Raw genomic sequence first — 1,551 nt, 5'->3', positions numbered from 1 at the left:
GTAACTTTGTAATCGGTAGTCATATCAAATATATTTGTAACTTGTTGTAAATCAACTGTAAAGATACAAAATATTTGTGAGACTATCAACTTTTTTATGAACTATTTCTTATCCCGAACTGGGGTACATATTGTACCTTTGGTTTGCTGTTTGAAGCGTAGTGAAGCTCTGCTGGGGAGCAACTTCATAAGGAATAGAACTGCGCAGATTGACAAGTATGGGCAGGAGTTGCTATCAACGCGGCTCCTGCTTTTTCATACTTAGAGATTCTGCTAATGCCAAGAAAAACCCAGAAATGAACCGCTTGCGGTTCTCCATTGTTAGTCCACTGTGGTTGTTTAAGTTCTTATTTAAGTCAGTGAATGTGCCTTCAATCTTGTTGTTTGTATTCGGCATACCCTTGCAGTCTTCTCGCTGATATGTAAAGAGGTAAGGAAGGTAAAACTCTAGACTGTTCATCGCCGACCTTAAACGCTGATGTGTGTAGTGCATCTTTCCGTCCTTATGCAGGCTCTTGTGGTTTATAGTATTCTTCCATTTCACTTTCCAGTCCTGGTAACTTTGCACAAAATCAGCCTCATTACTTCTATGAAGTTTACCCACTAAATATTTCAGTTCCCTACTAGATAACATCTTAGGATTCAGGGTAAGATAGCGTTTGACAATCTGCTTCATATGAAATTGGCACATTTGTATGTGATAGCTTGAGAAGGTCTTAAACAAACTTTGCTTCCCATCTATAATAATTCCCTCAATGGTATAGCCACGGCTCACGATGCTGCTCACTGCATATTCATGGTCTTTTACGGTTTCGTTCTTCACAAAGGACATATACAAAGGGCAACCTGTAGCAGAATCAAGACCTGGCATGACACCAAAACCACGTCCCCAACAGGTAACGTCCAAATGAACAAAACCTCCTCCTGAAAGTGGGGGTTGCACCCATTCTCGCTTGATGTTATGTAGTCTACGCTTGACAGTTGCGATGCTAATACCAAATCGTAACGATAACTCGGATATGGTTTGTTTTTCTTGTTGATATACTCGCCATAATTCGTCCTCGGATACATTAATACCAGGCCGAAACTGAGTATGACAATCTTTACACAAATACAGTTGTTTTCCATGACGCACTCCGTTTTTCACGGTGTGTTTACTCTTACACACTGGGCATTTTTTCTTGTTCATTATAACTTCGCTTTTTGGCTTTTCAAATACCAGCGAAGTTAGTGTTTATCGAACATTAAGCTATATTGCATCCTGCAAAATGAGCTATTGAACGATTTCAAAGGTCGAAACATCTCTGAAACGTTTGAATTGCTGAGAACACCAGTGTATATCGGTAGTTAAGGAGGATTCCATCCTGCAAAATGAGCTATAGGTCTGATTTCCTTGCAAAGGAGATGCAAAAAGCGCCACCTGAACCGTAAGCATCCAATATTAGCCGCCTTTGCGTGGTCTTCCTGCCTTACTACCTTTGCCCGAAAAACTTATGTTTGTACTCAACGAAACAAATGTTTTTCGGGTTTGTTGCACTCCTGTGGACATGCG

Annotated in this window: 1 protein-coding gene; it reads right to left on the bottom strand. The window is 40.5% G+C overall.

What is annotated here, in order from left to right:
• Positions 1 to 234 precede the first annotated feature (234 nt).
• Complete coding sequence (locus tag C1709_RS00890; RefSeq protein ID WP_102285059.1) at positions 235 to 1,188, bottom strand: IS256 family transposase, variant Zn-binding type; 954 nt, start codon at positions 1,186 to 1,188, stop codon at positions 235 to 237.
• Positions 1,189 to 1,551 lie beyond the last annotated feature (363 nt).

The sequence above is a fragment of the Metaprevotella massiliensis genome, assembly GCF_900241015.1.
The sequence above is the reverse complement of the archived record's forward strand: the minus strand, read 5'-3'. Positions and strand labels throughout refer to the sequence as shown.

Bases quoted from the DNA above. Each gene is read 5' to 3' on its own strand.
- C1709_RS00890 (WP_102285059.1), bottom strand. From the start codon at position 1,188: ATGAACAAGAAAAAATGCCCAGTGTGTAAGAGTAAACACACCGTGAAA.